This is a genomic window from Nostoc foliaceum FACHB-393 (assembly GCF_014698505.1).
Lineage (GTDB): Bacteria > Cyanobacteriota > Cyanobacteriia > Cyanobacteriales > Nostocaceae > Nostoc > Nostoc foliaceum_A.
On record NZ_JACJTD010000152.1, the window covers coordinates 1 to 4,571 of the forward strand.

General features: G+C 41.9%; 5 protein-coding genes. 2 read left to right on the plus strand and 3 right to left on the minus strand.

Features of this window, described 5'->3' with window-relative positions; translation table 11 throughout:
- The first annotated feature begins 134 nt into the window (after positions 1 to 134).
- Both H6G92_RS38265 and H6G92_RS38270 read left to right on the plus strand, forming a co-directional pair.
- On the plus strand, positions 135 to 398 hold the full coding sequence (locus tag H6G92_RS38265) for a helix-turn-helix domain-containing protein (RefSeq protein WP_190902012.1): 264 nt from the start codon (positions 135 to 137) through the stop codon (positions 396 to 398).
- A complete protein-coding gene (locus H6G92_RS38270) occupies positions 395 to 1,069 on the plus strand; it encodes an IS630 family transposase (protein WP_242059527.1) in 675 nt (224 codons plus the stop codon). Before H6G92_RS38265 ends, H6G92_RS38270 begins: the two co-directional genes overlap by 4 nt.
- Before the next feature lie 177 nt (positions 1,070 to 1,246).
- Here H6G92_RS38270 and H6G92_RS38275 read toward each other — a convergent pair whose 3' ends face one another.
- Genes H6G92_RS38275 through H6G92_RS39055 form a run of 3 tightly spaced genes read right to left on the minus strand, consistent with a single transcriptional unit; the run spans position 1,247 to position 4,442 of the window.
- Positions 1,247 to 1,768 (minus strand): 2,4'-dihydroxyacetophenone dioxygenase family protein, encoded by a 522-nt coding sequence (locus H6G92_RS38275; protein ID WP_190902014.1) that lies wholly within the window; start codon positions 1,766 to 1,768, stop codon positions 1,247 to 1,249.
- A gap of 38 nt (positions 1,769 to 1,806) precedes the next feature.
- Positions 1,807 to 2,868 carry an ankyrin repeat domain-containing protein gene (locus H6G92_RS38280; RefSeq protein WP_190902016.1) on the minus strand — a complete coding sequence of 354 codons (1,062 nt, stop codon included), beginning with the start codon at positions 2,866 to 2,868 and terminating at the stop codon, positions 1,807 to 1,809.
- A 14-nt stretch (positions 2,869 to 2,882) separates the two neighbouring features.
- The gene (locus H6G92_RS39055; RefSeq protein ID WP_199345145.1) at positions 2,883 to 4,442 is read right to left on the minus strand and encodes a DJ-1/PfpI family protein; all 1,560 of its coding nucleotides are present in this window, start codon (positions 4,440 to 4,442) and stop codon (positions 2,883 to 2,885) included.
- Positions 4,443 to 4,571 lie beyond the last annotated feature (129 nt).

Consider the following 4,571-nt stretch of genomic DNA (forward strand, 5'->3'; position numbering starts at 1 on the left):
TGGTTAAGTTATTTACGGGCTGGATACCGAGATTCACTTAACAACGAATCGCACTTGAACTATATGTTGTCCTAGTACAGACTGAAGTATTTCGTGACCGTTTGGCTAAATTATCGTTCAAATCACATGCAACAGTGCAACGAATACGAGAAAAATTTGTCATTGGAGGTTTAGATTTTGCTTTAAAGGATGAAGTTCATCCACCAAAACCTAAAAAATTAGATGAAAAGCAAGAAGCATTTTTGATTGCAACAGCTTGTTCTAATCCGCCAGAAGGAAGAGTGCGTTGGACAATGCAATTATTAGCAGATCAATTAGTGAACGTTGGTATCATAGATTCAATCTCAGATGAAACAGTACGTCAAACTTTAAAAAAAATGAAATTAAGCCTTGGTTGAAAGAACAATGGTGTATTCCTGAAGTTAACGCAGAATATGTTTTCCGAATGGAAGATGTGCTGGATTTATACAATGAGCCTTATGATCCTAAACGCCCTGTGGTCTGCTTTGATGAACGTCCATACCAATTAGTAGAAGAAGTAAGACTTCCTTTGCCACCAGAGCCAGAGCAGCCTGAACGTTATGATTTTGAGTATAAACGTAACGGGACAGTAAATTTATTCGCATGTTTTCAACCCTTGGCTGGATGGCGGCATATCGAAGTTACAGAACGTCGAACTAAAGCCGATTTTGCTAAACAAATGAAAAATTTAGTAGATGTTTTCTACCGAGATGCCGATGTTATTCGTTTAGTAGTTGATAACTTGAATATTCATACACCCAGTGCATTATATGAAGTTTTTCCACCAGAAGAAGCACGTCGAATTATTCAAAAGTTAGAGTTTCACTATACTCCTAAACACGCTTCTTGGCTGAATCAAGTAGAAATTGAATTATCTGTTTTATCTCGCCAATGTTTAGAAGGGCGTATTCCTAATGCAGAAACATTAACTTCTGAAATTGCCGCTTGGGAGAAACAACGTAATCAGCAAAAATCTAGTGTCTATTGGGGTTTTCAAACCAAACATGCTCGCCGAAAAATGGAGCGTTTATATCCAAATTTAACCTAGCAAAGTTGGCTTGGCAGACTACTAGTAAGTTTTACCACGCTAGAATTTTTTCATTGGGACTGCCCTCTGCCTTACCCCAACCAAGATCACCAAAAGTTGCCAAGACCCATAATGTGGTTTGAAAATTGCCTTGTTTGCAGTTTTGACGATTTATGTTTGCAGTTCGCTACCACCTACTTACCGGATCATGTAATCAAGCAGTGAAGGATCGAGACCTACTTTCTGATAGTGCTCCCGTGCCAGTTGAAGCAGTGTAAAGCCATCGTCATAGCCAACAAAAGCTCCTGTTTCAGGATCAGCGTATATGAGTCCTCCAGAAAGGGCAAAGAAAGCAATCATCGGTTCTGGTGAATCTTCTGGTACAAATAAAGTATGAAGTTCACCTGGTGGTTCCCAAATGTAAGACCCAGGAGTAGCAACCCATTCATGTTCGATATAACGCCATTTTCCTCGAATCGTTAAGCCATGAACCGTACTAACATGATAATGGGGATCGAGTTTTTTCCCTGGCAAAATTTTCAGAATGTTAGCAAAGCCACCAGTACTAACATTAAAATGGCAGGCTTGAAACCAAACCCCATCATCATAGGGAATCCAAAGACGGTCATCATCGAAGTTTGTATCTGTCATATACTCATGACGCAAGCGATGTTCGGGTTTTAGCCCATCAGTAAAAAATTTGAAGTTTTGAATAGTCATAGATTTGTTCCTTTCTGTAATCTGTAATTGAGAAATAGTTAGTCTGCCATGTGGATTTTTTTCCGAATCAAGGTAGCAATATCTTGGTATCCGAACTCTATGGCTAATTCTAGAGGCGTTTTGCCATCATGACCTCGTAGATCCATTTGAACATTGGCATCTAAAAGAACCTCAACCACTGCTGTATGACCGTGCCAAGTAGCATCGTGGAGTGCAGTATAACCGTTGTAAGGTCCTTGAGCATTTACTGCAACTGCACTATTTTCAATGAGATATCTGACTGCATCAGGACGTCCAGCATAAGCCCCTTTATGGCAAGGCGTAGCTTTCATCAAGTAATCCACAATCTGAGGATTAGCCCCTGCCTGTAAAAGTTTGACAACCAGATTAGTATGGCCTAAGAAGCAAGCCACAAGTAGTGCGTTTTGTCCATCATTTCCGCCTCCAATGATCGGGGAGGATTCGTTAACATTCACTCTCTGGGCAATAAGACTCTCCACTTTCTGGAGATCGCCCTCAATTACCGCTTGCATCAAAGGCTGCTTCTGGGCTTCCTCATCCGCTTTTTGACGTGCCTCCAACATCGCATAAATCTCCTGCCCCCATTTTTCTTGTCTAGGAGTGGTAAACCCTGCTGTCCAGGTAGGTTGATCGCTGACAAATTCCCAGACATCAGCGCCGTGATGTCCCTTGATGTCAATAATCGCGCCTCTATCTAGTAAGAACTTGACCATAGCTGGCTTTTTTAACCAAACTGCATCAATGAGAGGTGTATGACCAACGATAGCTGACTGAAGATTGAGGAAAGCACCATGATCGAGCAGCCGTTGCGCAACATCCACTACCCCACTTTGCGCTGCCTTATGTAAGGGTGATGCTCCTGTAACGCTATCGACAACATGAACATCAGCACCAGCGTCTAAAAGGAGTTGCGTCATTTGTACGTAGCCACAGCCCGCAGCAATCATTAGTAATGTCAAATTTAGAGGGCCTCGTTGGTTTACATCAGCCCCTTGTTTAATTAAATTCGTCACTGTTGTTAAGTCATTGGCCTCAACGACAGCCAGTAAAGCAAGTTCAAGTTCTCTGTTATAGCTCATTTTTCTCACTTGATTTAGAACAGTGGTTTGTAGCAGTCTTTTTTTTTGGGCATCCCGCCACTAATTCGTTCTGCAATCGCATCCACATAAAGTTCGACTTCCTTGGCAGAGTACCCAGTAACTAGGTCTTCATCAACCACTACTTTTGTTGGCGAAGATTCGTAGATCCCTCCCGCATTCACAATGTCAGCCAAAACCACTTCATGACAAATGACTTTACGCCCTTTGAGTAACTCTGGCATGGGAGTTAAAATCCACAGACCGTGGCATAAAGCTCCCTTGACGATGGATTTGTTAGCCATAGCTCGGGCAAAAAACTGAACCGCAGGAGCAGTTTTAACTTGTTCCGGCTTAACAGGAGAGCCTTCTGGAGGCTGAAAGTAACGAAGTCGCACGCTACAGTAATTGGCAACCATTAATACAGCAGCGTAGTCATTGACATCAACCTTGTCAAAATCGATATCTACGATAAATTCGTAGATATTTCTGTCAGTACTAAGTGGATCGATATCATTGATGAAGGTCGAGCTTTGTTGTCCCCAAAGTCGAGACATAAAATGGACTGTTGCCCCAAGCTCTGTAAATCGATCCTGATAACATTTTATTTCGTGTGGAATATATTCTGATTCCATTAAAATAGCTATTTTTTTGCCTAGTAACGGTTTATAGCTCATAGAGCTATTTTCCTCATTGCTATCATTGCTGGCTCCAAATTCGACAACTAAATCACAGCCTGAGTCTGATACGAGATCCGATTCACTGATAGAAATTTGGAAGTTCTGTGGGTTTTCTACCGCCCGAGGAATACCATTAGCAGTAATGCCAGTGATTTTAAGCCGTCCTGGTGGGAAGTAGTCAGGAAGGACATTAATAGATCGCTGTTTGTTGTTGGAACGGAGATGAAAATACAGACAGAAATCCTCATCTCCACTAGGTTTTATCCCAATTGACGAGCGCGTGTATATATGGGCTAAATAGTTAAGTTCAAAAGAATGGTATCCAGCGATCGCATGAGTTGCTTTATTGACATAATCTCCCTCGATCACGGGATTACCAATATCCGTCACACGGAAGAAAATCCCTCGATTGTCTCGGTCTAAAAAGAAAATATTCCAAAAGGCAATAGTTTCTCTGGCCGCATCCAGATACTCTTGTTTACCCGTTTGACCATACAGGATAAGGTAGGCCAAGATACCTTGTTCTTGCTGCCAAAAGTCTTTAGTGCTGCTCCATGTAAATTCAAAAGCCATGCCGTTTTTTGGATCTCTTTCCACCGCATCGAAACATCCTCCTCGGACTGGATCAAGACCAAACTCTAACATCTTATCGGCTAGGGTTGTAGCCAGGTTAAGTGCTTTCTCTGCATCCTTGGAATTGCCCGTTGCTAAATAGTAATTGGCAACACGGGTTAGATTCCAAGCAATCTTGAGGTTATGTCCAACAATCGCCCGATTTTGCTGCCATCCCCAGTCATGTTCTGGATGCCAGGTTGCATCAAATCGTTCGTTGACATAGGGTACATTTGAATTAGTATCTGGGAAACGAGTGACAATATTCTCTGTGCAAGAATCCAACACTTACGGGGGGACAAAAAGGGCTAGGACGCAGATATAATGAGCCTCATAGCCCTCTCTCCTTGCAGATAGTATTTACGCTTATTAAGATTTAGTCTCAATAATTCGGTGACTAATTCATAGGTATTT

Coding starts and splice junctions, on each gene's coding strand:
- H6G92_RS38275 (WP_190902014.1), bottom strand. CDS start 1,768: ATGACTATTCAAAACTTCAAATTTTTTACTGATGGGCTAAAACCCGAA.
- H6G92_RS38280 (WP_190902016.1), bottom strand. CDS start 2,868: ATGAGCTATAACAGAGAACTTGAACTTGCTTTACTGGCTGTCGTTGAG.